Source organism: Roseateles sp. Mitsp63 (genome assembly GCF_059491535.1).
In genome coordinates this window covers 3,732,397-3,755,112 of the sequence record NZ_CP168509.1, presented here as the reverse complement: position 1 = coordinate 3,755,112, position 22,716 = coordinate 3,732,397, and the positions used below count along the sequence as shown (strand labels likewise).

At 69.9% G+C, this 22,716-nt stretch carries 21 protein-coding genes; 12 read left to right on the top strand and 9 right to left on the bottom strand.

The annotated features are described in order from the left end of the window. Nucleotides 1–8: 8 nt before the first annotated feature. The 3 genes from tssK to ACEN96_RS16415 are packed head-to-tail and all read right to left on the bottom strand — an operon-like array spanning nt 9 to nt 3,535. Entirely contained in the window at nt 9–1,361 is a 1,353-nt protein-coding gene (gene tssK, locus ACEN96_RS16425) for a type VI secretion system baseplate subunit TssK (RefSeq protein WP_495584165.1), read from the bottom strand. Continuing rightward, on the bottom strand, nt 1,358–1,909 hold the full coding sequence (gene tssJ / locus ACEN96_RS16420) for a type VI secretion system lipoprotein TssJ (RefSeq protein WP_495584164.1): 552 nt from the start codon (nt 1,907–1,909) through the stop codon (nt 1,358–1,360). The genes tssK and tssJ overlap by 4 nt, the downstream gene beginning before the upstream one ends. A gap of 60 nt (nt 1,910–1,969) precedes the next feature. Further along, nucleotides 1,970–3,535: a methyl-accepting chemotaxis protein gene (locus ACEN96_RS16415; protein WP_495584163.1), complete on the bottom strand. Its 1,566-nt coding sequence runs from the start codon at nt 3,533–3,535 to the stop codon at nt 1,970–1,972. Nucleotides 3,536–3,821: 286 nt separating this feature from the next. On the opposite strand from ACEN96_RS16415, the gene ACEN96_RS16410 reads away from it, so the two are divergent. The 6 genes from ACEN96_RS16410 (at nt 3,822) to ACEN96_RS16385 (ending at nt 11,071) form a co-directional block, all read left to right on the top strand. Continuing rightward, a complete protein-coding gene (locus tag ACEN96_RS16410) occupies nt 3,822–5,231 on the top strand; it encodes an MFS transporter (protein WP_495584162.1) in 1,410 nt (469 codons plus the stop codon). Nucleotides 5,232–5,410: 179 nt separating this feature from the next. Continuing rightward, nucleotides 5,411–5,626, top strand: a complete 216-nt coding sequence (locus ACEN96_RS16405) for a hypothetical protein (RefSeq protein ID WP_495584161.1) — start codon at nt 5,411–5,413, stop codon at nt 5,624–5,626. Nucleotides 5,627–5,839: 213 nt separating this feature from the next. Then, nucleotides 5,840–7,135 carry an HlyD family secretion protein gene (locus tag ACEN96_RS16400; RefSeq protein WP_495584160.1) on the top strand — a complete coding sequence of 432 codons (1,296 nt, stop codon included), beginning with the start codon at nt 5,840–5,842 and terminating at the stop codon, nt 7,133–7,135. After that, on the top strand, nt 7,132–9,324 hold the full coding sequence (locus ACEN96_RS16395; RefSeq protein WP_495584159.1) for a peptidase domain-containing ABC transporter: 2,193 nt from the start codon (nt 7,132–7,134) through the stop codon (nt 9,322–9,324). Before ACEN96_RS16400 ends, ACEN96_RS16395 begins: the two co-directional genes overlap by 4 nt. 101 nt (nt 9,325–9,425) lie before the next feature. Continuing rightward, entirely contained in the window at nt 9,426–9,575 is a 150-nt protein-coding gene (locus ACEN96_RS16390; RefSeq protein WP_495584158.1) for a hypothetical protein, read from the top strand. Between the two features lie 206 nt (nt 9,576–9,781). Further along, nucleotides 9,782–11,071: a hypothetical protein gene (locus ACEN96_RS16385; protein ID WP_495584157.1), complete on the top strand. Its 1,290-nt coding sequence runs from the start codon at nt 9,782–9,784 to the stop codon at nt 11,069–11,071. A gap of 10 nt (nt 11,072–11,081) precedes the next feature. On the opposite strand, the gene ACEN96_RS16380 is transcribed toward ACEN96_RS16385, so the two are convergent. From ACEN96_RS16380 to nosR, 6 genes are all read right to left on the bottom strand, one after another. Further along, nucleotides 11,082–11,966 (bottom strand): MBL fold metallo-hydrolase, encoded by an 885-nt coding sequence (locus ACEN96_RS16380; protein WP_495584156.1) that lies wholly within the window; start codon nt 11,964–11,966, stop codon nt 11,082–11,084. 11 nt (nt 11,967–11,977) lie between these two features. Further along, the gene (locus tag ACEN96_RS16375) at nt 11,978–12,109 is read right to left on the bottom strand and encodes a hypothetical protein (protein WP_495584155.1); all 132 of its coding nucleotides are present in this window, start codon (nt 12,107–12,109) and stop codon (nt 11,978–11,980) included. A 26-nt stretch (nt 12,110–12,135) separates the two neighbouring features. Next, complete coding sequence (locus ACEN96_RS16370; RefSeq protein ID WP_495584154.1) at nt 12,136–12,564, bottom strand: organic hydroperoxide resistance protein; 429 nt, start codon at nt 12,562–12,564, stop codon at nt 12,136–12,138. A gap of 149 nt (nt 12,565–12,713) precedes the next feature. Continuing rightward, on the bottom strand, nt 12,714–14,837 hold the full coding sequence (locus ACEN96_RS16365) for an ATP-binding protein (protein WP_495584153.1): 2,124 nt from the start codon (nt 14,835–14,837) through the stop codon (nt 12,714–12,716). Continuing rightward, a complete protein-coding gene (locus ACEN96_RS16360; RefSeq protein WP_495584152.1) occupies nt 14,834–15,397 on the bottom strand; it encodes a response regulator in 564 nt (187 codons plus the stop codon). The genes ACEN96_RS16365 and ACEN96_RS16360 overlap by 4 nt, the downstream gene beginning before the upstream one ends. Further along, entirely contained in the window at nt 15,390–16,748 is a 1,359-nt protein-coding gene (gene nosR / locus ACEN96_RS16355; protein WP_495584151.1) for a response regulator c-di-GMP phosphodiesterase, NosR family, read from the bottom strand. Before nosR ends, ACEN96_RS16360 begins: the two co-directional genes overlap by 8 nt. Nucleotides 16,749–17,133: 385 nt before the next feature. On the opposite strand from nosR, the gene ACEN96_RS16350 reads away from it, so the two are divergent. The 6 genes from ACEN96_RS16350 to ACEN96_RS16325 all read left to right on the top strand — a co-directional run bounded on the left by ACEN96_RS16350 (nt 17,134) and on the right by ACEN96_RS16325 (nt 22,701). Next, nucleotides 17,134–17,466, top strand: a complete 333-nt coding sequence (locus ACEN96_RS16350; RefSeq protein ID WP_495584150.1) for a hypothetical protein — start codon at nt 17,134–17,136, stop codon at nt 17,464–17,466. Between the two features lie 335 nt (nt 17,467–17,801). Then, on the top strand, nt 17,802–17,957 hold the full coding sequence (locus tag ACEN96_RS16345; RefSeq protein WP_495584149.1) for a hypothetical protein: 156 nt from the start codon (nt 17,802–17,804) through the stop codon (nt 17,955–17,957). Between the two features lie 83 nt (nt 17,958–18,040). Beyond that, nucleotides 18,041–18,706 (top strand): response regulator, encoded by a 666-nt coding sequence (locus tag ACEN96_RS16340; RefSeq protein ID WP_495584148.1) that lies wholly within the window; start codon nt 18,041–18,043, stop codon nt 18,704–18,706. A 224-nt stretch (nt 18,707–18,930) separates the two neighbouring features. Next, a complete protein-coding gene (locus ACEN96_RS16335) occupies nt 18,931–20,301 on the top strand; it encodes a sensor histidine kinase (RefSeq protein WP_495584147.1) in 1,371 nt (456 codons plus the stop codon). 134 nt (nt 20,302–20,435) lie between these two features. Continuing rightward, entirely contained in the window at nt 20,436–21,467 is a 1,032-nt protein-coding gene (locus tag ACEN96_RS16330; protein ID WP_495588623.1) for a Bug family tripartite tricarboxylate transporter substrate binding protein, read from the top strand. A gap of 55 nt (nt 21,468–21,522) precedes the next feature. Continuing rightward, the gene (locus ACEN96_RS16325) at nt 21,523–22,701 is read left to right on the top strand and encodes a porin (protein WP_495584146.1); all 1,179 of its coding nucleotides are present in this window, start codon (nt 21,523–21,525) and stop codon (nt 22,699–22,701) included. The last annotated feature ends 15 nt before the right edge of the window (nt 22,702–22,716 follow it).

The window sequence follows — 22,716 nt, the reverse complement described above, 5'->3', positions numbered from 1 at the left end:
GACGGCGCTTACTGCCGGATGGCCCAGAGCTCCAGCTCCAGTCCGGGGAAGTCGCCGGCGACGTGCAGCGCCAGGCTGCCGCTGCGCTCGAGCTGCTTCCACAGCTCGCCGCCGCGGTCCAGCTCGAAGTAATGGAAGCCCGCGTGGAAAGGCAGCTGGCGCGGCGCGACCGGCAGCGCGCGCAGGCCGATGCCGGGCAGCTGCAGGTTCACCAGGTCGCGGATGCGGTCCACCGGACCCAGCTTGGATTGCGCCGGGAAGCGCTGGCGCAGTTGCTCCGCCGCGACCTGCGCGTTGACGGCGATGACGAAGCTCGCGCTGCGCAGCAGGTCGGCGTCGGGCACGACGGCGGTGCGCACGCCGTGGGTGCGCTCGGTCAGGTCGATCTGAAGCGCGTTGCGTTCCAGCACGACGCTGAGCATGCGGCGCAGGTCCTCGAGCAGCGGCGCGAAGCTGCCGCGCAGGTCGTCGTGGCGGTACAGCGGGTACTCGGAGGCCAGGCGGGTGTCGCTGACGAAGGTCGCCATGTCGCCGGCCAGTTGCAGGCAGTCGCGGTGCAGCGTCTCCGGATGCACGTGCGGCGAGGCCGCGTGCTGGCGGAACAGCGGATCGGCGCGGTTCAGCGCCTGCAGCATCAGGAAGTCGGCCAGTTCGGACACGCCGTTGCCCAGTTGCCCCATGCGCGAGGACAGCAGCTGCGCGCGCTGGCGCACCAGGCCGTGCAGCAGCGAGGCCATCGCCGAGAGGTGGCCGCTGGCGTCGATGCGGGTCTGCGGCGGGATGTAGCTGCGGTCCAGCACCAACTGCTGGTCGGCGCGGCGCTCGGCGATGCGGGCCACGCCCAGCGCCGCGTAGGCGTCGTTGAGCTCGCGCGCCGGCAGCAGGCGCAGCGTCAGCGCGCCGGTCTGGACGGGCTCGGGCTCGTCGCCGGCGCTGGTCTGGTCGCGCAGGTCCTGGTCGATGACGTGGTAGCGGTGGAGTTCGCCACCGTCATGGCCGCTGTGACCGTTGTTACCGTTGAAGGCGACCTGGTCCGTGCCCGGGCGCGCGATCGGCGCGGCCAGCACGACCATGTCGCCCTTGAGGTCGGCGGGAACCTCCAGCGGCGCCATCGCGGCGTCCGCCTGCGGGATCTGGAAGGGCGTGCCGTCGGGCAGGATGCCGCTGGCGCGCACGATGCCCAGGCGGCCGACGCTCAGCAGCGCCTCGTCCAGCACCAGTTCGGTGAAGCCCCAGCCATGCGGCGCCAGCGCGCGGGCGCGGCTGTCGACCAGGTGCTCGAGGTAACGGGTTTCCTGCTGGAAATGGTGGGGCAGCAGGAACATGCCCTGCGTCCAGATGACCTTGCTGTGCCAGCTCACGGCTGCTTGACCGAGGCGCTGACCGACAGCTCGTCAGCCTGGATGAGGACTTCCTGCTTCTTGCCGGCGATCACCGGGACCACCGCGCGCCAGCGCGCGTGCTCCAGGTCGCGGTAGGCGCCGAAGACGGCGATGAAGCGCGTTTCCGGCGACAGCGTCTTCTTGTTGATCGGGCGCGATTCGCCCGGCTGGAGGGTCATTTCCTCGCGGGCGACCATCTCGGTGCCGAGCTCGGCCTGGTCCTTCTGGTACAGGCTGATGAAGTCGGCCGAGTTGAAGGCGTTGGCCGATTTCAGCTCATAGACGCGCACCAGCAGCGGGGAAGGGCGCTTGGTGACGCTGGGATTGAGCTGGGCCGAGGCCTGGATGCTGCCGCGCACCTCGGTCGGCTTGGGCGCACCCGGGCCGAAGGGGTTGAGGCTGGACATGGACGAGCACCCGCCCAGCGCCCCGAGGGCGATGACCGCCGCGAGCGCGGCGGGGGCCGCGGCGGCGGCCCTGCGAGTGAGGTGCTTGGATCCCTGGTTTCCCGAACGCGGCGTGAGCATCTGGCTGTCCTTCTTGACCGGAGGAAAGGATAGCCAGCGGGGGGCTCCCGGCCTCGTGACTTAGGTAATCGCCGCCCGCAGCCGGAACTGGCTCACCAGCCGGGCCAGTTGCTGGGCCTGGCCGTTGAGGCTCTCGGCCGCGGCGGCGCTTTCCTCCACCAGGGCGGCGTTCTGCTGGGTGACCTGGTCCAGGTGGGTGACGGCGTCGCCGACCTGCTGGATGCCGCCGTTCTGCTCCTGGGTGGCGGCGGAGATCTCGCGGATCAGCGTGTCGACCTGGCCCACCTGGGCCACGACGCGCTGCATGACCTCGCCGGCGCTGGCGGCCTGGCGGGCGCCGGTGTCCACGCGCTGCGTGCTGGCCTGGATCAGGTCCTTGATCTCCTTGGCGGCGCCGGCCGAGCGCTGCGCCAGCGCCCGCACCTCGGAGGCGACGACGGCGAAGCCGCGGCCCTGCTCGCCGGCGCGGGCGGCCTCGACGGCGGCGTTCAGCGCCAGGATGTTGGTCTGGAAGGCGATCGCGTCGATGACGCCGATGATGTCCTCGATGCGGCGCGAGGCGTCGCTGATGCCCTGCATGGTCTGGACCAGGTCGCCGACGGCCTGGCCGCCTTCGCCGGCGGCGCCGGAGGCCTCGGCCGCCATGCGGCTGGCCTGGCTGGCCGAGGCGGCGTTCTGGGCCACCGAGCTGGTCAGCTGCTCCATCGACGCGGCGGTCTGCTGCAGGCTGCTGGCCTGGCTCTCGGTGCGGGAGCTCAGGTCCGCGTTGCCCTGGGCGATCTCCTGGGAGCCGGTGGCGATGCTCTCGCTGCTGTCTCGCACCTGGCCGACCAGGCGGCCGAGCTGGTCGACCATGCGGCCCATGGCGCGCAGCAGGTCGGCGGGCTCGTCGCGCTCCTCGGCGCGCAGGGCGATGGTCAGGTCGCCGCCGGCCACGTCCTCGGAGGCCCGGACGGCTTGCGCGATCGGCGCGGTGATGGACCGCGTCACCTGCCAGGCCAGCCAGATGCCGATGGCCAGCGCGACGGCCACGGCAATGAGGGTCACGCGCAGGCCGTCGGCGTAGGACACGGCGGCGTCCTTGGCGGCGGCGCCGCCGCCGTCGCGATTGAAGTTGACGTCGACGTCGATCGCCTGGGCCAGGTCGCTGAAGATGGCCGACGAGGCGCCGGCGGACAGCTTGCGGGCGGCCTCATGCTGGGCCTCGCCGCCGGCGACCACCTTCGCCAGCTCGGCGTCGGCGTCCTGGTAGGCCTTCCAGGTCTCGCGGATGCGGGTGTAGAGCTCCTGCTCGCGGCCCGGCGTGATGGACGCCTCGTAGATCTTTGCCGCCTTCTCGAACTCACGCATCGCGGCGTCGTGGTCCTGGACGATCTTGGTCCGGCGGGTCTCGTCGTTCTCGAGCACGGATCGCAGCGACAGGCGGCGCGCCAGGTTGGCGGCGTCCTGCATGTCGGCAAGCTTGGCGACGCTGGGCAGCCAGTTCTCGTTGAGGTCCTGCACGTTGGCGTTGATGTGCGCCATCTGCTGGATGCCGAAGCCGGCGATGAAGCACAGCAGGAGCAGCACGGCGGCGAAGGCAAGTCCGAGGCGCTTGCCGATGCGGAAGTTGCGGAGGAGGGACATGTTGTGAACCCCTGGCGAAGCGGGTGTTACGGGAGGTTTCGCAAGCGTGCGCGCTGAACCCGTCGGAAACCTTGCCGTCATGAATCCGTCGCCACGTCTTCACGCTTCCTTGGCACCTCCAAGCGCAATCCCGGGATGTTGTTCACGCTGCAACTCCCTCGCCCCGCCTTGCGGGGAGAGGGCAGGGGAGAGGGGCCTTCGCAGTCCAATGGTGCCGCTAAGGCGATTCCCGAGGCTGACAGCGTTGTCATGGTGTTCTATGCTGCGCGCCAAACAGGAGACAACGATGAGTGCAGATCTTTCCCGGCTGCCGGGCGATGGCGCGCAGCCGTCGCGGGCAGCAGCGGGGCTGGAAGAGGGCGCCGCGCCGGCCGCCGAAGCCGGATCCGGCCCGGGCAAGCCGGGTCACCACCCGCTGAGCTGGGTGCCAACGCTCTACCTCGCGATGGGCCTGCCCAACGTGCTGGTGGGCGCGGTGGCCGCGATCCTTTACAAGAACATGGGCGTGTCCAACGCGGACATCGCGCTGTACACCTCGCAGATGTACCTGCCGTGGGTGCTCAAGCCGCTGTGGTCGCCGCTGCTGGAGCCTTACAAGACCAAGCGCTGGTGGGTGATCGCGATGCAGTTCGTGATGATGGCGTCGATCGGCGCGATCGCGTTCTGCCTGCCGCTGGAGGGCTTCCTGCGCGCGTCGCTGGCCTTCTTCTGGATCACCGGTTTCGCGTCGGCGACGCAGGACATCGTGGCCGACGGCGTGTTCATGACGACGATGCCGCCGCGCGAGCAGGCGAGCTACGCCGGCCTGCAGGGCATGTGCTGGAACCTGGGCGCCGTGGTCGCGTCGGGGTTGCTGGTGTCGCTGACCGGGTGGCTGCACGACGCGCTGGCCTGGACCTGGGTGCAGTGCTGGATGGCGGTGATGCTGGGCGCGGCGGCGATGATGGGCGGCTTCGGCCTGTGGCACCTGCGAGTGCTGCCGCCGGGCGCGCCGGCGGCGGTGCATGGCCAGGACCTGCGCACGGCGATGGTCTCGCTGCGCGAGTCCTGGGCGACGCTGTTCCAGAAGCCGTCGATCTGGATGATGCTGGCGGTGGTGTTCTTCTACCGCTTCGGCGAGGGCTTCATCGAGAAGTTCGGGCCGCTGTTCCTGCTCGATCCGCGCTCGGTGGGCGGGCTGGGGCTGGACAACGCGGCGCTGGGGCACATCTACGGGACGGCGGGCACGGTGGCCTTCATCGCGGGCGCGTTCCTGGGCGGCTTCATCGCCGCGAAGATGACGCTGCGGCGCTCGTTCCTGCTGCTGGCGATCGCCCTCAACCTGCCGCACCTGACCTACTACTACCTGAGCCACGCGCTGCCGGCGGACCTGTGGTGGATCGGCGCCATCGTCGCCGTGGAGAAGTTCGGCTTCGGCATGGGCTCGGTCGGGCACATGCTGTACATGATGCAGCAGATCGCGCCGGGGCCCTTCAAGATGACGCATTACGCGATGGCCACGGGCGTCATGGCGATGACCAAGTGGGCCACGGGCAGCGTCAGCGGCTGGCTGTTCTCGGGCGTGGGCGAGCATTACGCCAGCTTCTTCGGCTGGGTGCTGGTGTTCTCGCTGCCACCGATCGTGCTGGCGTGGTTCGCGCCGTTTCCCGTCGACACCGCGCGGGACGGCGATGGGCCCGCGCACGCGGGGCATTGACGGCTGAACCCGGCGAAACGGGATGGCCACCTTCCGCGCCGCCGAAGGCGCGCGGGAGCGGGGCGGCGCACTAGCGCCGTGGGTGTTGAACGGACGCCCCGCGGCGGTGATGTGCTGGTCCTGGCGTCTCCGCCGCGTCCTGGTCAGGACCGGATGTTTCGACGGAAGGAAGCATGGCGATGCAAACCTTGAATGAGCAAGAAGCGGCCTGCGTTCACGGCGGCGGCGCGGCCTGGTGGGAATGGTTTCTCGGGGCGCTGTGCCCGCCGCTGCTGTCCGTCGCGATCGCGAAGGAACTGACGCCCGCGCCCAAGCCGGCCGGCGGGCAGACGGGCGCGGTACCTGGCGCGCTGGCGATCGTGTTCGGGTTGCCTTCGCCGGCCGCGCCGAAGTAGTCCCTTGACGGACGCCTCTCGCCGAGGCGCGGCACGGTCGAACGGGAGTTGGCATTCGCAATAGCCATCTCCCGGTCCAGGCGCGCTGATCCACTAGCGCTGCGGGCGTCGACGAGGCGCCTGCGGCGGTCGCTCCGATGTCCTGGGGGTTGCTCCGGTTGATCCTCAGGACGAACGGAGATTGCCGGAACTGACCCCCGGCGATTGCGGCTTTTGACGTCTTCCGACCCACCGCCGCCTGACGCGCCCTCGGCGCTTTTCCGCGCCGAGGCCCAGCGCGAGGGCAATGCGCTCCACGGCGCGATCCTGCTGGCGCGGCCCGCGAGCTTCGCGTTGCTGACCGGGCTTGCCGCCGCGATCGTGGCGTCGCTGCTGGCGTTCTTCCTGTGCTTCTCGACGAGCGCCACCGCGCGGCTGTCCGGCGTTCTCACGCCGGCTGGCGGCGTGCTGCGTGTCGTCGCGGACCGGCCCGGCCGCGTCATCGAGCGGCGCGTCACGGACGGTCAATCCGTGCGCGCGGGCGAAGGCCTCTTCCTGCTGGGGAGCGAGCGGAGCGACGCGCGAGGCGGCATCGTCGACGCCGCCGTGTCGCGGCTGATCGCGCAGCGCCGCGACAGTCTGACCGCCGAGACCAGCCATCGCCAGGCGCAGGCACGCCAGCGCCTGGCGGCATGGCGCGACCGGATCGCCGCGCTCGACGGCGATCTGCACCGGCTGGATGACGAACTCCGCTTGTCGCATCGCCGCGTCGAACTCGATCGCGCGGCACTCGATCGCCAGCGCGCGCTGCAGGCCCATGGCATGAGCACCGCCACCGCCGTCCAGGAGCGCGAGGCCGCGTTGATCGACGCCCGTCAACGCCTGTCGCAGCAGGCGCGCGCCAGCGCCTCGGCGCGGCGCGATCGCGCGGCGGCGCAGCAGGACTCGCGCGACCTCGAACTTCAACTGCGCCGCGATGACGAAGCCGCCGCCGGTGCGCTGGCCGCGCTCGAGCAGGAACTCGCCGAACACGAAGGGCGGCGCGAGACCCTGATCCGCGCGCCCCGCGCCGGGGTCGTTTCCGCGCTCCGGGGCGAGCCGGGGCAGAGCGTCGCCGCGGGCGAGGTGCTCGCGCAACTCTGGCCCGCGGGCGACGAACTCGAGGCCGACGTGCGCGCGCCCTCGCACGCGGCGGCGTTCCTCGCGCCCGGCATGGCGGTGCGGCTGCATCTCGACGCCTACCCCCATCAGAAATTCGGCGCGATCGAGGGCCGCGTGCGCGGCGTCGACCTGCTTGCGTCGGATCCGGCGGCCGCTGGCGGGCCCTCCGCCTACCGCGTGCGGGTGCGTCTGCCCCGGCAGTCGCTGTCCGCGCGCGGCGCCGGGCAGGCGCTGCGGCCGGGTATGACGCTCGAGGCCATCGTGCCGCTCGAACGCCGCCGCCTCTACGAATGGGTCATCGATCCCCTGCGGCGCCTGGGCGGCGCGACGGTGCGTGCGCCATCCGATGCCGCCGGGGGCGCGCGATGAGGGCCGTTCCCGATCTGTCGTTCCGGTCCCGCCGGCGCACGCCCGAGCTGCGCCAGGACGAGGCCGCCGAATGCGGCGCCGCCTGCCTCGCGATGATCGCCAGCCACTGGGGCCTGCGCATGGATCTCCCGGCGATGCGGCGCCGCTTCTCGATCTCGGTCCACGGCGCCACGCTCGCCAGCCTGATCGACATGGCGGACGCGCTGCGCCTGCGCAGCCGTCCGCTGCAGCTCGATCTGGACGAACTCAAGGCGCTGTCGCTGCCCTGCGTCCTCCACTGGGACATGGAGCACTTCGTCGTGCTGGAGCGCGTGGCGCGCCATGGCGTGACCATCATCGATCCCGCCTGCGGGCGGCGTCGCGTGCCCCTGGCGGAGGTGTCGCGGCGCTTCACCGGGATCGCGCTCGAGCTCGCGCCCGACGAGGACTTCGACGCGACCGATGGCGGGACCCCGCCGCCCGCCGAGGTCCAGCCGCCGCGCTGGCGCGCGCTGCTCGGGCCTGTCGTCGGCCTGAAGCGCTCGGCCGCGCAGGTGCTCGTGCTCGGCATCGCGCTGCAGGCGCTGGCCTTGGTGGCGCCGTTCCATCTGCAGTGGCTCACCGACCACGCGCTGGGTACCGGCGACCACGATCTGGTGATCGTGCTCGGCCTGGGCTTCCTGCTGCTGGCGGTGATCCGCGTCGCGCTCGGCGCCGTGCGCTCGTGGATGACGACGGTGCTCTCCACCAGCCTGGCGTTCCAGTGGCAGGGGCGCGCCTTCGGCCATCTGATGCGCCTGCCGCTGGCGTGGTTCGAGAAGCGCCATCTCGGCGACATCGTCTCGCGCTTCGGCTCGATCGAGACCATCCAGCACACGCTCACCACGCAGTTCATCGAGGGCGTCATCGATGGCCTGCTGGCGCTGGTCACGCTCGCCGTCATGCTGATGTACAGCGGGCCGCTGACGGCGGTGGTGCTGGGCGCCGTGCTGCTCTACGGCCTGCTGCGCTGGAGCGTCTTCCGCGCGCTGCGCAGCGCCAGCGCCGACAGGATCCGGTGCGGCGCGCTGCAGCAGACCCATTTCCTCGAATCGGTGCGCGGCGCCCAGGCGGTGCGCCTGTTCGGCCGGGGCGAGTTGCGCCGCGTCGGCTGGATGAACCTGCTGGCCGACGAGTTCAACGCCGAACTGCGCCTGGCGCGCTGGTCGGTCGGCTACGAGACCGCGCGCGGCCTGATCTTCGGCATCGAGCGCATCGCCGTGATCTGGCTGGCCGCGCTGGCCGTGCTCGACACCCGCATGAGCGCCGGCATGCTGCTGGCCTTCCTCAGCTACAAGGACCAGTTCAGCGACCGGATGGGCGCGCTGATCGACAAGCTCTTCGAACTGCGCATGCTGCGGCTGCATGGCGAGCGGCTGTCCGACATCCTGGCGGCGCCGGTCGAGGAGACCGGCGCATCGGCGCCGCTGGACCTGAGCCGCCTGCCGGCGTCGATCGAACTGCGCGGCGTGGCCTTCCGCTATGGCGACGGCGAGCCCGAGGTGCTGTCAGGCATCGACCTGCGGATCGAGCCCGGCGAGTGCGTCGCGGTGACCGGCGCCTCGGGCAGCGGCAAGACGACGCTGGTGAAGCTGATGCTGGGTCTGCTGGTCCCCACGCGAGGCGAGATGCTCGTGGGAGGCCATCCGGTGAAACGTCTGGGACTGGATGCCTACCGCCGCATCGTCGGCACGGTGATGCAGGACGATCTGCTCTTCGCCGGCAGCATCGAGGAGAACATCAGCTTCTTCGACCCCGCGCCCGACCTGGAACGCGTGGCGGACTGCGCGCGTCAGGCGGCGGTGCACGAGGAAATCGCCGCGCTGCCCATGGGTTACCGGACCCAGATCGGCGACATCGGCACCGGTCTGTCGGGCGGCCAGCGGCAACGCCTGCTGCTGGCGCGTGCCATCTACAAGCGGCCGCGGATCCTGGTGCTGGATGAGGCCACCAGCCACCTCGACGTCGCCGCGGAGCGCCGCGTCAATGCCAGCGTCGCCGCGCTCGGCGCGATGCGCCTCATCGTGGCCCACCGCACGGAAACGATCGCGATGGCGGACCGTGTCATCGTCATCGACCAGGGGCGCGTCGCGTCCGATACGGCACGCGGCGGCGGCTCGATGCGGTCCGGCCATGGCGACCCATCGAATTTGCCGGCGTGCGCGGAGTGAGGAATGGTTACTCAAGCGGCGGGTTGGCAATCGCAGCCCCGGCTCTGTCATCGTGATCCCGGTGCGGGCTGCGTTTCATCTGGGATCGAAGGAGTATTTGCATGCGAGTTCTGAACACGCGGGAAACCGCCCTTGTCGGCGGCGGTCGGCGCAAGATCCGTTATTCCGTGGATATCAAGTTTGGCTCAAGAACGGTGCGGACCGCTGAGGTGGTGGAGCAGGCTAAAAAAACCATCGATCCAGCTCGCTGACGAATCGATCGGGGAAGACTTGAGCGCGCTTTAGTCTTTGACCCGCCACCCCCGGAGACCGCCGAGCTGATCGGCGGTCTTTCTTTTTTCCTGCTCAGGACGTGTAGTTTTCTGAGGACTTTGATTGGTTTTCGAGTGGCTGGATTGTTGGATTCTTTTTGCGACGACGCTACTGAGGTATTCCTCTGTCAATCATGGGTTTTCGCATGAGCTTCAATCTGCTTTCCGGCCTGCGTACGGCGGTCCCGCATGTGCTCTTCGCTGCAGTAATCACAATGGGCGCGCCCGAGGTGTCGATGGCAAATCCCCACATCGCCTCGACTTGGGAGGTTGACCCCGTGCGCATTTATTCTCACGATGGTTCGGTGGGGCAACGTTTTCGCTTCGATGAACAAGGTGAGTTCCAGTGCTACAGCGAAGACGGAGAAACATGCAAGCCAGGGGTTCCAAATGGCGATGTTTCCATCTGGAAGCCTGTCAGTTGCACCGTCCTCCTGGACGCGCGTCTCGCGAGAACTGGCTATGAAACGCCGGGCCATTGGTGCAACCGGAGCATTCATCCCGTCGCCGCGGGGCTAGACGCGCAATCGGCCGGCGGTGGATCGTGGAGAACTCTGGCTTATGCGCGAGTCGCCTGGGATGATCCGCCGGTCGACGCCAACGGGTATCCGGCATACAGCGCAGGCCCGCTCCTTCCGCGGACCGGATGGATGAAGGACGGGGATCAGTACTATCGCATCGAGCGCGACGGGTATTTCAGCTGCTACAGCGAGGATGGGAAGTCCTGCACGCCCGGGGAGCCGACACTGGGCGCGCGCGACGTGCAGCCGCGCAAATGCGACAAGAAGTCGGAATACGATGATCCCGCGCATTGGTGCAACACTGCCTTCGCCAATACGTTCGCGCATTGGAAAAACTACGCGCCGCTCGGGCTTCCGTTCGTGATGGCGCCGAATCAGGATGGCCGGATGATGTGCGTCAGTGCCGATGGAAAATCGTGCCTGCATGCTGATGACCCGAGGCACGAGGACGAGAATGCCAATCTCACGTATGCGTTTTGCGCAGACCCGAAAATCCAACAAACGCTAGGCAACGGTTGGTGCCAGTCCTTTGAGATTGTCGAGGAGCACAAGATTGACCTTGACTCGGCCAATTTAAGGGCCAGCGTCGCCAAATATTTTGGGGATAACCAACTCGCCTTTGGGTTCGACAATGCGTCGGAGCATCCTGTCCAGCTATCGCTGAAGCTGGGTACCATGGGTTATGAGCCGCCGGAGGTCTCTTTTGACATCACTTCGCCGAAGGGGATCGGGATGGCAAGGATGTCTCGGGATCCGGATGGCGCGGTGAAATGGATGTCTGGCCTCGGCTTCGGACACAACCACCGCAAGCTGCCTCGTTTCTGGCAGGGAATTGAAATCCAATCGCTCAGCGCCAATCCCGAGGTGGGCATCACGATCTTCGAAGTCAGGCAGCCAAGATCGCAATTCCAGTGAGTGATCGTGGTCACTGCCGGCCCAGCGTGTTCAACGGGATCTTCAGATAGCTGACGCCGTTGTCCTCCGCGGGCGGCAGGTGGCCGGCGCGGATGTTGACCTGGATCGAGGGCAGGATCAGCGCCGGCACGTCGAGCCGCGCATCGCGCCCGGTGCGCAGCGCGACGAACTCGGCCTCGGTCACGCCATCGTGGACATGGATGTTGCGCTCGCGCTGCTCCGCGACCGTCGTTTCCCAGGCCGGCGCGCGGCCCTCGGGCGGGTAGTCGTGGCAGACGAAGAGCCGCGTCGCCGGCGGCAGCGCCAGCAGGCGCCGGATCGAGCGGTACAGCGTCGCCGCGTCGCCGCCGGGGAAATCGGCGCGCGCCGTGCCGACGTCCGGCATGAACAGCGTGTCGCCGACGAAGACGGCATCCCCGATCCGGTAGGCCAGGCAGGCCGGCGTATGGCCCGGCACCAGCACCGCCTGCGCCTCGATGCCGCCGATGCGGAAGGTCTCGCCGTCGGCGAACAGGTGGTCGAACTGCCGCCCGTCGGGCAGGAAGCCGCGCTCCAGGTTGAAGAGCTTGCGGAACACCGCCTGCACCTCGCGGATGTGCTCGCCGATGGCGATGCGCCCGCCGACGCGTTCCTGCAGGTAGCGCGCCGCGGACAGGTGGTCGGCATGGGCGTGGGTCTCCAGGATCCACTGCACCTGCAGGCCGGCCTCCGTGAGGTAGGCCAGCACGCGATCGGCCTGCGCCGTCGAGGTGCGGCCGGACTTCAGGTCGAAATCGAGCACCGGATCGACCACCGCGGCCTGCCGCGCCGCCGGATCGGACAGCACGTAGGTGACCGTGCCGGTGCGTTCGTCGTGGAAGGGCCGGATGGCCAGGGCAGGGGTGGCATCGCTCATGATGCCGGGGACTATACCGACGGCGGCGGGCCGCGCCGGCGCCGCTCCCCGCCGCTGGCGATGGCCGTGCACTGCAACGGATGGCGCACCTCATGCGCCACGCCGCCGAGCAGGAAGAGCAGCGCGAACAGCAGGCGCTTCATGGCGGCTCCTCCAGGCCCGGCCGGCCTCAGGCCAGCTCCAGCCCGACGTCGATGTTGCCGCGCGTCATCTTCGAGTAGGGGCAGGTGGCGTGGGCGCGCTTGATCAGCTCGTAGGCGGTGTCGCGCGGCAGGCCGGGCAGGCTGACGCGCAGCCGGGCGCTGAGCGAGTAGCCCTCGCTGCCCTTGTTGAGGTCGACGGCCGCCTCGACGTCCGCGTCGGCGGGCAGCTTCACGCCGATGTCCTGGGCCGCCAGGCCCATGGCGCCGATGAAGCAGGCCGACCAGCCGACCGCGAACAGCTGCTCCGGATTCGTCCCCGGGCGCGAGGAGCCGGGCGAGCCCAGCTGGACATCGAGGCGTCCGTCGTCGGACTGGCCGCGGCCCTCGCGGCCGCCGGTGGTGCGGGTGCGGGCGGTGTAGAGGACTTGAACGCGGTCGGGGGTGGTGACAGTCATGGTGGGCTCCGTGGATGCAGCGACATCCGCTGCGTGACCCGTATTTCATCGGCCGCATGTATCGACGGTGTGTGGACGCCGCGGCGAATTGGCGCGCCGCGTGTCCGGGTCCCCGCCGGACACACTGGCATACAAAAGGCCGGGAAAGCTCAGTCCGGCGGCGCCGCGGGCGGCTGGACCGGGATCCACACCCGGAAGCGCGTGCCCTCGCCGGGCGTGCTCTCGACCTCGATGCGCCCGGCATGCTTCTGCACGATCGAGTAGGACAGCGACAGCCCCAGTCCCGTGCCCTTGCCCACCGGCTTGGTGGTGAAGAAGGGCTCGAAGATGCGGCGCCGGACCTCCTCGCTCATGCCCGAGCCGGTGTCCTCCACCTGGACCCAGACCCAGTCGCCCTCGGCGCGCGTCGTCAGGCGGATCTCGCCGCGCTGCGGGATCGCATGCGCGGCATTGACGATCAGGTTCATGAAGACCTGGTTCAACTGCGCCGCGATGCAGCGCACCGGCGGCAGCGGGCCGTAGTCCTTGCGCACCTCGGCCTTGTACTTGACCTCGTTCATGACGACGTTGAGCGTCGAGTCCAGGCCGGCGTTGAGGTCGGCGTCCTGCCACTCGGCGTGGTCCACGCGCGAGAAGTCCTTCAGATCCTGGACGATCTTCTTGACCCGCACCAGGCCGTCCTCGCTCTCGTCGAGCAGCTGCGGCAGGTCCTCCTTGACGAAGGACAGGTCGATGCGGCGGTCGAGCTCCTTCAGCGCCGCCCGCACGGCCTCGGGCAGTTCGCCGACGGCCGACTGCATCGCGTCCAGCAGCCCGAACATCGGCTCGACATAGCCCCGCAGCGTGCCCAGGTTGGAGGTGACGAAGCCGATCGGGTTGTTGATCTCATGCGCCACGCCGGCGGCGAGCTGGCCGATCGAGGCCATCTTCTCGGATTGCAGCAGCTGGTTCTGCGCCTCCTCGAGCCGCGTGTTGGTGAGCTTGATGCGCTGGTAGTTCTCGGCCAGCGCCTGCTGGACGCGGCGCTCCTCGGTGCGGTCCTGCAGCAGCCACCAGGTCTGGGCCAGCCGGTCGTGCGGGTTGGCGACGTACGCGATCATCTGGATCCACAGGCGGCGGCCGCTCAGGGACTGCATCTCCATCTCGTGCTGCAGCGACTCGCCGCGCGAGAGCACCGGATAGGCCACCGCGGCCAGCGTCTGGAAGTCCTCGTCGCTGGCGAAGAAGCTGCGGGTCGGGATGCCGCTGGGCGACTCCTCGCCGAGCTCGAACATCTCCGCGAACTTGCGATTGCCGCGCACCAGCCGCTGGTTCAGCGTGGTCACGATGCCCACCGAGGCGTTCTCCAGGAAGGCCTCGAGCTCATGGTGCGTCAGCAGCAGCTCGGCCGTGCGCTCGGTCACCAGCTCCTCGAGTTCGGCGCGATGGCGGCGCAGCTCCTCCTCGGCGCGGCGGCGCTGGGTGACGTCCTGCAGCGTCTCGATGGCGCCGACGACGGCGCCTTGCGCGTCGAGCAGCGGCGCGGCGGTGAAGAACAGCCACCGGCCGCCGTCGTCCATCTTCGGGAAGAAGGCCTCGACCTCGTAGGCGTCGTCGATGGTCTCCGAGCGCCGGCAGCGGCCCTCGTACAGCGGGCCGTTCTGCGCCTCGATGGTGCCGTCGATGATCAGGTCGGCCAGCAGCGGCCGGGCCTCGGGATAGAAGGCGGTCCAGGCGTCGCGGCGCCCCAGCATGTCGAAGCGGTCGATGCCCGTGAGCTTGCTGCAGGCCATGTTCCAGTGCGTCACGCGGTGCTCGGCATCGAGCACGAAGCTCGCCACGGGGCTGTTCTCGATGATCTGGTGCAGCACGCGGCCGACGTCCAGCAGGCTGGTCTGCACGTGCCGCATGTCGCTGAGGTCCTGCACCGTCAGCACGTTCAGCCGGCGGCCCTGCAGCGTGTACGGGCGCGCGCTCAGCTCCAGCGAGCGCACCGAGCCGCTGGCGGTCTCCGCGTCGATCTCGATCGCGGGCGGCAGCGCGTCCTGCGCGATCGCCTGCAGGCCGTAGCTGCGCAGCGACCCGCGCTGCGCCGGCACCGCCCAGGCGTCGAAGGGCAGCGCGAGCAGCGCGCCGGACTCGTAGCCCAGCAGCCGCAGCATCGCGGCGTTGGCGTGGACGATGCGCTCCTCGTCATGGACGAGCAGCGGCGTCGTGACGGCCTCCCAGGCGGCCACCAGGTGGATGGGCGGCGCGCCCGCGGACGCGATCGAGGCGGTGTCCGGCGCGTTCATAGCTTCACGTCGCCCGGGTCTTCCAGGATGAAGGATCCGTCATCGGCCCACTGGACCTGGGTGATGCCGGGCTCCAGGCGCTCCAGGCGCCGCAGCTCGGCCTCCTGCGCGCTGATCTGTCCCTGCTGCGCGCGCACGAGGTCGGCGAGCCGCCGGTTCTCCAGCTGCAGCTCGCGCACCTGCAGCACCTGGCGCACGGCGCTCAGCAGGTCGTAGTCGGCCCAGGGCTTGGCGATGAAGCGCGCGATCGCGGCCTCGTTGACCGCGCGCACCAGCGCGTTCAGGTCGGCGTAGCCCGACAGGATGATGCGCTGGCAGTCCGGCTGCAGCGCGCGCAGCGCCGTCAGGAAGTCGACGCCATTCATCTCGGGCATGCGGTAGTCCGAGATCGCCAGCGCGTAGTGATGGCTGCGGGCGCGCTCCAGCGCCTGCGCGCCGTCGGCGCATTCGTCGACGACGTAGCGGCTGCCGTCGGCGGCGGTGAGGCCGTGGCGCAGCAGCCGCTGCAGCGCATGCAGGATGCCGGGCTCGTCGTCCACGATCAGCAGGCGTTCAGCCATGGGCGGCTCCTTGCGGCGCGGCGGCGCGGTGCGGCGCGGGCGCGGTGTCCCCGTCGGGCGGCTGGACGAAGAGCGCCAGCTTCACGCCCTCGCGGCCGGCGAACTCGCGGATCTGGCGCACCAGCCGCGCGTCGAAGACGTGCCCCGCCGCGAGCAGCAGGGTCCCCTTGGGCGTGAGCAGGTCGCGCGCCAGCACCATGCCGGGCTCGATGTCCTGCGGGCTGATCTGGCGGTCGCGCGGCACGTCCTCGGGCTCGTCGGTGAGGGCGAGCTCGAAGGCCTCGACGATCTCCGGCTCATAGCGCGTGCCGGCGCCGCCGCGCGCCAGCTGCAGCGCCTGCGCCGGCGTGAAGCGCTGCTCGGCCATGCGGCCCGACAGCGCGGCGAGATAGTCGCTGGCGATGCCGAGCGCCTGCGCCGCCAGCGGCACGGCGTCGCCCGAGAGCCCGTCGGGAAAGCCCTTGCCGTCGATGCGCTCGTGCTGCGAGCGCACCAGCCGCGCCACGTGCTGCAGCTGGCCCAGCGGCAGCAGCGCCGCCTCGGCGTTGAGGGTGTGGCGCCGGTAGCGGGCCATCTCCTCGGCGTTCATCGTCGACACCGGCTTGCGCAGCAGCGCGTCGGGGAAGCCGAGCTTGCCGATCTCGTGCAGCAGGCCGGCGCTGTGGACGTCCTCCTCGACGCGCGGACCCAGGCCCATGCGGCGCGCGGTGCGCCGCGCCAGGTCCGCGACCTGCCGCGAGTAGCCCGCCAGGCCGCCTTCGCGCAGCTCCATCAGGCCGGAGAACACCTGGATGGACAGCAGGAAGGTCTCCTTCACCTGCTCGAAGGATTTCTCCAGCATCGCGTTGACCTGCTCGAGCTCCATCGTGCGGGCGCGCACGCGCTGCGAGAGGTCGGCATTGAGCGATTGCAGCTCCGCGTTCTGGCTCTTGGTGAGCTGCAGCAGCGCGCGATTCTCGACCTCGAGCCGGCGCCGCGACAGCGCGTCGTCGATGGCCATCAGCAGCTCGCGATCGTCCCAGGGCTTGGCGATGTGGCGCTGGATCTGGCCGCGGTTGACGGCCGCCACGGTGGCCTGGATGTCGGCATAGCCGGTCAGCAGGATGCGGCCCACCGCGGGCCAGCGTTCGCGGACCTGCTCCAGGAACACGGCGCCATCCATCTCCGGCATGCGCATGTCGGAGACCACGACATCGACCGGCTCCTGCGCCAGCAGTTCAAGCCCGGCGGCGCCTCCGGACGCGAGCAGCACGCGATAGCCCTGGGGCCGGACCAGCCGGCGCAGCGCGCTGAGGATGGAAGGCTCGTCGTCCACGAACAGGACGACGGGCGCCGCAGTCTCTTCGGTCATCTGTTGTCTCCCTGGGCGACCTGCTGGCGAACGCGGTCCGAGTGTAGGAGCGACGCGGGCCGGACGCCAAGCCCGCGCCCGGCGCCTTGAAACGGGCAAGGGCGATGCCGGGGGCGCGGCGCCGCGGCGTGCATGGCCGGTGACGGTGCGTGACGATCGGTGACGCCGGCGTTGCCGCTGCGTAATTCCCCGTGCGCGGAGCGCCAGGTCGTGCCTGGAATCGCGCCGGAGGGCCTCTGCTTAAGGTCTCTCTAATTCGACAGGCGCACCTTACGTCCAGGGCACACAGTTTTTGACGCAATCGGCCCGACCGGCCCCGCGGCCCACGGCGACGCCTTCCTTGAGACGCCACCGGCGCGGTGCCTGCCGGACCCAGGAGATGCACATGAGCAAGTCCACCCCGATCCTCGCCATGGTCGCCGCCTTCGCGGCGGCGTCGGCCCAGGCCTCGACGAACACCGACGACCTGGCGCGGCGATCGGAGCGCCGCGCGATCGTTCACCAGCAACTGCGCGCGGTGCAGGTCGAGCTCTATTGCGACCACCAGGACAACGCGATGCATCTGCTGCGCGATGTCCGGCGCCAGTTGATGGCGCAGCGCGATCCGGACAACGCTGGCGACCTGCGCCAGCTCGAGAAGGTGAGCTGGCTGGTCCGCCATGGCGACACCGTCCAGGCCATCGCGACGATCGATGCCGCCCGGCGCGACCTGGCCTGAGCGCTGACCGCGCGGCGGGCGCCGGTGCCGTCGGGAGACGGCCGCTGAACCCGCCGCGTCCGCGTCCTTCATCCCTGCGCCCCGTTCGGCGCGATTCGCTGACCCCAGTTTGTCGCGATATCCCCTCCGCCTACTTTCTTGCGTGGTTTTGATAGCAAGAAACTCGCAAAAGGCGGGGATGGGTGATTTGGCGGTGATTCCAGTGACCCTAGGATCGTTGTCTTCAACGGACCTCAGGAGTTGCAGTGGCACCGGAAACAACGGCATTTTGGCTGGCCGGCACATGTCCGCCTTTGATCCGGAAGGGCATTACTTTCTGTTCATAAGGGGGTTTCATGCTGATTGAATATTTGCTCAATTGCGCAGCTGCGGGCGTCTTCTTTGCCGTGTTCTTTGGGGTGGCCAATTACATCGCCTACAAGAAGGGGGTTTTCGGAGACCCCAATCAATTTGGCGACGATCCCGAAAAGAATGCGCGGTCCAAGGAATGAAGCACTGGCGCCGGCCGGCGAGGAAGCGCCATGTGGAAAGAACCTAGCTGACCCCGCAAAGTGGCGCGCTAGCATCGCGCGCCATGCGGATCCTCCTCGTCGAAGATGAAAAGCCCCTGGCCGACTGGCTGGTGAAGGCGCTCGGCCAGAACGACTTTGTCGTCGACTGGGTCGACGACGGCCGCCTCGTGCTGAACCAGCTCGTCACGACCCGCTACGACGCGATGATCCTGGACCTCGGCCTGCCCGGACTGGGCGGCCATGAAATCCTGGCCAGGCTGCGCGATGCCGATTCCCGTGTCCCCGTCCTGGTGCTGACCGCCCGCGACTCGCTGATGGAACGCGTCAGCACGCTTCACGAAGGCGCCGACGACTTCCTCGCCAAACCCTTCGAGCTCCAGGAACTCGAAGCCCGCCTGGTCGCGTTGATCCGCCGCTCCCGCGGCCGCGACCAGCCGCGTTTCGCCTGTGGCCCGCTGGTCTATGACGCCGCCTCCAAGCTCTTCACGCTGGACCGGGAACCGCTGGCCTTGTCGCCGCGCGAGCACGCGGTGCTGCGCACGCTGATCCAGCACAGCGGCGAGCCGATGTCCAAGCAGGAAATCCTCGAGCGCCTGTTCTCCGACGAGCAGGACGTCCGCCCCGAAGCCGTCGAGGTGCTGGTCCACCGGCTGCGGCGCCGCATCGAATCGGGCAAGGTCCGCATCACGACGCTGCGCGGCCTGGGCTACGTGCTGGAAGCGGCATGAGGCTGACGCCGCCGGACGCGGACTCGCGCCGGCGAGAGGGGCGGCGAGAGGGGCGGCGAGAGGGGCGGCGAGAGGGGCGGCGAGAGGGGCGGCAAGAGGGAGGGCTGGAGGGACGGCAAACGGACCGGAAAGGGGACCGGCGCTGGTCCTGGCGTCCGTCGCTCCCCGCGCGCTGGCATCGCTTCAGCGTCCGCCGCACGCTGCTCACGCTGGTGCTGCCGGTGATGCTGGCCGCCGTCGGGCTGGAGCTCGCGCTGACCTGGGGCACCGCGCTGCAGGCCGCCAACTCGGCCTACGACCGCTCGCTGCTCGGCGCGATCAAGGCCATCGAGAACAACGTCTCCACCGAGACCGGCGGCCTGTCCGTCGAGATGCCGTACCGGCTGCTCGAGTTCTTCGAGCTGACCGCCAGCGGCCAGGTCTACTTCCGCGTCAGCACCGAGGACGGCCTGGTCGAGATCGGCAACGCCGGCCTGCCGCTGCCCGCGCAGCCGCTCAAGACCGGCGTGCCGCGCTTCATCGATGCCGAATACTTCGGCGCGCCGGTGCGCGTCGGCGCCTGGGCACGCGAGCTCGACCCCGAGCGTCCCGGCCGGCGCCTGATCATCCAGGTCGCCGAAAGCACCAACTCCCGCAACGCCTTCTCGCGCGCGCTGCTCATCCAGGCGATGTGGCGCGACCTGCTGACCGTGACCATCGTGGCCGGCACGCTGGCGCTGGTGATCGGCTGGGCGCTGCGGCCGCTGGACCGGCTGCGGCGCGAGGTCGAGGCCCGCGCCGACGACGACCTCTCGCCGGTCGACGAGTCCGAGGTCCCCGCCGACGCGGCGCCGCTGGTGCGCGCGATCAACCACCACCTGGCGCGGCAGCGCGAACTGATCGACGGCCGGCGGCGGTTCGTCGACGACGCGTCGCATCAACTGCGCACGCCGCTGGCGACGCTCGCGACGATGGTGGGCTATGCGCGCCGCGAGCGCGATCCCGAGCGGCTGGCCGAGGCCCTCGAGGCGCTCAAGGTCCAGATCGACGACACGGTGCGCCGCACCAACCAGATGCTGGCGCTCGCGCGCGCCGACACGGCTCGGGTCGAGATGGCGCCACTCGCGCTGGACCGGCTGGCCGAGCGCTGCGCGCGCGAGTGCTGGCCGCTGGCGCGCGAGCAGGGCATCGACCTGGGCGTCGAGCGCGAGCCCGGCGACATCGTCGTGCTCGGCCATGAAGGGCAGTTGCGCGAGGCCTTGCTGAACCTGCTGCACAACGCGCTGCGCTACACGCCGCGCGGCGGCCGCGTGACGCTGCAGATCGGGGTCGACGGACCGGCGGCGCTGATCCGCGTCGTCGACGACGGCCCTGGCATTCCGGCCGACGAGCGGCCGCGCGCGGGCGAGCGCTTCTTCCGCGGCTCCAACGTCGACCTGCCGGGCTCGGGGCTGGGGCTGGCGATCGTGCGCTCGATCGCGCGCCGCCACTTCGGCGACATGGAAGTCGCGGCCGCGCGCCTGGATGCCGATGGGCTGGAACGCGGCACCGCGGTGACGCTGCGGCTTGCGCTGCAGGCGCCGGCGGTTTTTCCTTTCACGCTGAAAGCCGGCTGAAAGCGCCGTTTTCCTAGAGTCCGCAACAAGCAGGTGGCGGGCGACCGCGCGGGCCTGCCGCCGTGTCGCGAGCATTCGCGGGCGGCGGCGGACGGCGGCGACCCAGACCACCGCGAGGAGACAAGATGCGATCGATCCCGACATTGCGGGCGGGCCGGCGTTGGGCGGCCGCGCTGCTCGCCGCCGCCTGGATGGCGGCGCCCTGGGGCGTCATGGCCCAGCCCGGCCGCGCGGCGTCCGCCGCGCCATGGCCCATCGGCGACGCCGCGCCGGAATGCATCGCCCCCGCCAAGCCCGGCGGCGGCTTCGACCAGAGCTGCAAGCTCGCGCAGGCCGCCTTCCAGCAGGCCGGTCTGACCCGGACGCCGATGCGCATCAGCTACATGCCGGGGGGCGTCGGCGCGATCGCCTTCGATCAGATCGTCACCCGCCGGCCCGCCGAGCCGCAGACGCTGGTGGCCTTCTCCAGCGGCTCGCTGCTGAACCTGTCGCACGGCCGCTTCGGCAAGCGCAGCGTCGACGACGTGCGCTGGGTCGCCGCCGTGGGCATCGACTATGGCGTCGTGCTGGTCGGCCGGCAGGCGCCCTGGAAGACGCTGCCCGAGCTGCTCGCCGCGCTCAAGGCCGATCCGGGTCACATCAGCTTCGCGGCCGGCGGCACCATTGGCAGCCAGGACTGGGTCAAGTCGGCGCTGGTCGCCGGGGCCGGCGGCGTGGACCACAAGTCGATGCGCTTCGTCGCCTTCGAGGGCGGCGGCGAGGCGATGGCCGCGCTCAAGGGCGGCCATGTCCAGGTCTACATGGGCGACGCCTCCGAGGTCTTCGACAAGCTCTCGCCCTCGGGGCCGTTCCGCGCGCTGGCGGTGCTCGCCGACAAGCGCCTGCCCGGACCGCTGGCCGGCGTGCCGACCGCGCGGGAGCAGGGCGTGGACATCGTCTGGCCCGCGATCCGCGGTTTCTACGTCGGCCCCAAGGTCCCGGACGCGGCCTATGCCGCCTGGACCGCCACCTTCGATCACCTGATGGCCGCGCCCGCCTTCGACGAGATCCGCGCGCGCCATGGCCTGTTCCCGCTGGCGCTCACCGGCCCGGCGCTGCGCGCGTTCATCGACCGGCAAAACCGGGAGTACGCCGAACTGGCCATCCGCTTCGGCCTGAGGCGCTGAGCGCCTGGGCCCCCATCGATTCCGAATCCCCATCAACGACAACGAGGAGACACCTTTGAACCACGTCCACCACATGGCCGCCCCATCGACCCGACCGGCCCCATCGGCCCAGTCGGCCCAATCGGCCCGACCGGCCCGCCGTCCGCGCTCGAGCGGCTTCAGCGGCTTCAGCGGCTTCAGCGCGCCGTGCGCCGCCGGCCTGCTCGCGCTGTGCGCCGCGCCGTCCGCCTTCGCGCAGAGCAGCGTCACCATCTACGGCATCGCCGACATGCTGGTCGAGTACCGCGACCACATGAACGCCAATGGCGATCACCGCTTCGGCGTGACCTCGGGCGGCATGAACACCTCGCGCTGGGGCCTGCGCGGCGCCGAGGACCTGGGCGGCGGCCTGAAGGCGGTGTTCCAGCTCGAGGCGGAGGTCGGCTTCGACACCGGCGCGGCCGGCTCGTCCTACTGGGGCCGCCAGGCCAACGTCGGCCTGGAGGGTGATTTCGGCCGCGTGATCGTGGGCCGCTCGTACTCGACGACCTACGACTTCATGCTGCCCTTCGATCCGATGGGTTACGCGCCGTTCTATTCCTGGGCCACCTCGGGCGGCCAGATCGCGACGCTGCCGCGCAAGGACGGCATGGTCACCGGCGTCTCCAACCTCCTGAAGTACCAGGGCAGCTTCGGCCCGGTCAAGCTCGGCGCGAGCTACGCGCTGGGCGAGGTGACCGGCTCCAACGCGGCGGGCCGCTTCATCTCGCTGGCCGGCACCTACGGCAGCGGCCCCTTCGCGGCGACGCTGGTGGTGGATCAGCGCAATGGATCGACGCTGGGCGCCAACGGCCGCTACGACAAGGAGAAGGCGCTGCACTGGGGCCTGTCCTATGACCTCAAGCCGGTGAAGCTGTTCCTGGCGCAGCGCGTCTACAAGAAGACCTTCGCGGCCGGCGGCGCCAGCGCCAAGAGCACCATGACCTGGCTGGGCGCGACCTGGCAGGCGACCCCGGCGCTGAGCATCACGCCGGCGATCTACTTCCAGGACATCTCCAGCGGCGCCAGCGGCACCGACGATCCCAAGCTCTTCGCGCTGCGCGCCAAGTACGAGCTGTCCAAGCGGACCAGCCTGTACGCGGTGGCCTCGACCGCCAAATCCGGCGACAAGGGCGTGGTCAGCGTCTCGCGCGACGACAACGGCTTCGCCGACAGCCAGTCCAGCCTGGGCCTGGGCATCCAGCACCGCTTCTGACCGGCCGCCCCGATG

What these genes read in the sequence shown, in the direction of transcription:
- tssJ (WP_495584164.1), bottom strand. Translation starts at nt 1,909, where the DNA reads ATGCTCACGCCGCGTTCGGGAAACCAGGGATCCAAGCACCTCACTCGC.
- ACEN96_RS16415 (WP_495584163.1), bottom strand. Translation starts at nt 3,535, where the DNA reads ATGTCCCTCCTCCGCAACTTCCGCATCGGCAAGCGCCTCGGACTTGCC.
- ACEN96_RS16410 (WP_495584162.1), top strand. Translation starts at nt 3,822, where the DNA reads ATGAGTGCAGATCTTTCCCGGCTGCCGGGCGATGGCGCGCAGCCGTCG.
- ACEN96_RS16405 (WP_495584161.1), top strand. Translation starts at nt 5,411, where the DNA reads ATGCAAACCTTGAATGAGCAAGAAGCGGCCTGCGTTCACGGCGGCGGC.
- ACEN96_RS16395 (WP_495584159.1), top strand. Translation starts at nt 7,132, where the DNA reads ATGAGGGCCGTTCCCGATCTGTCGTTCCGGTCCCGCCGGCGCACGCCC.
- ACEN96_RS16390 (WP_495584158.1), top strand. Translation starts at nt 9,426, where the DNA reads ATGCGAGTTCTGAACACGCGGGAAACCGCCCTTGTCGGCGGCGGTCGG.
- ACEN96_RS16385 (WP_495584157.1), top strand. Translation starts at nt 9,782, where the DNA reads ATGAGCTTCAATCTGCTTTCCGGCCTGCGTACGGCGGTCCCGCATGTG.
- ACEN96_RS16380 (WP_495584156.1), bottom strand. Translation starts at nt 11,966, where the DNA reads ATGAGCGATGCCACCCCTGCCCTGGCCATCCGGCCCTTCCACGACGAA.
- ACEN96_RS16375 (WP_495584155.1), bottom strand. Translation starts at nt 12,109, where the DNA reads ATGAAGCGCCTGCTGTTCGCGCTGCTCTTCCTGCTCGGCGGCGTGGCG.
- ACEN96_RS16370 (WP_495584154.1), bottom strand. Translation starts at nt 12,564, where the DNA reads ATGACTGTCACCACCCCCGACCGCGTTCAAGTCCTCTACACCGCCCGC.
- ACEN96_RS16365 (WP_495584153.1), bottom strand. Translation starts at nt 14,837, where the DNA reads ATGAACGCGCCGGACACCGCCTCGATCGCGTCCGCGGGCGCGCCGCCC.
- ACEN96_RS16360 (WP_495584152.1), bottom strand. Translation starts at nt 15,397, where the DNA reads ATGGCTGAACGCCTGCTGATCGTGGACGACGAGCCCGGCATCCTGCAT.
- nosR (WP_495584151.1), bottom strand. Translation starts at nt 16,748, where the DNA reads ATGACCGAAGAGACTGCGGCGCCCGTCGTCCTGTTCGTGGACGACGAG.
- ACEN96_RS16350 (WP_495584150.1), top strand. Translation starts at nt 17,134, where the DNA reads ATGAGCAAGTCCACCCCGATCCTCGCCATGGTCGCCGCCTTCGCGGCG.
- ACEN96_RS16345 (WP_495584149.1), top strand. Translation starts at nt 17,802, where the DNA reads ATGCTGATTGAATATTTGCTCAATTGCGCAGCTGCGGGCGTCTTCTTT.
- ACEN96_RS16340 (WP_495584148.1), top strand. Translation starts at nt 18,041, where the DNA reads ATGCGGATCCTCCTCGTCGAAGATGAAAAGCCCCTGGCCGACTGGCTG.
- ACEN96_RS16335 (WP_495584147.1), top strand. Translation starts at nt 18,931, where the DNA reads ATGCTGGCCGCCGTCGGGCTGGAGCTCGCGCTGACCTGGGGCACCGCG.